Raw genomic sequence first — 411 nt, 5'->3', positions numbered from 1 at the left:
CTCGACCACCAGAATGCCCAGCTCGATCCACACCTCGAGCTTCGCGCCCTCGATGTCGCAGCCGCACTCCTCCACCAACCGACCCAACTCCGTGCTGACAGCCAGCAACACCGGCAACGGCGCCTCGTCACCCTCCGCCACCCGACGCCAGGCGGTGTCGAAAGCCGCCGCGACCGCCCCCACACCGCCGTACCCGCCACGCACCTCACCAGCGGCGGCAACGGCGTCGGCACGCGGCCCGGCCAGGGCGGCGGCCACCCCGTACCACTGGTCCGCCAACTCCCAGACCGCCCGCTCGTTGCCCTCCGGCCACTCCACACCGATCACCCAGTCGAGGGCCTCATAGACCCAACCGGGCAACTGCCACGGCGAGAAGTCCAGCGGGTGCGGGATGGGGCTCGGCAACACACT

The 411-nt window shown here is 71.0% G+C and carries 1 pseudogene; it reads right to left on the bottom strand.

What is annotated here, in order from left to right:
• Positions 1 to 411 (bottom strand): annotated as a pseudogene (locus ACPXCB_RS31570) (toxin glutamine deamidase domain-containing protein); the annotation flags it as partial.

Source organism: Micromonospora sp. DT62, assembly GCF_049847285.1.
Classification (GTDB): domain Bacteria; phylum Actinomycetota; class Actinomycetes; order Mycobacteriales; family Micromonosporaceae; genus Micromonospora; species Micromonospora reichwaldensis.
Note: the sequence above shows the minus strand (reverse complement) of the source record. Positions and strands in the feature narration are given on the sequence as shown.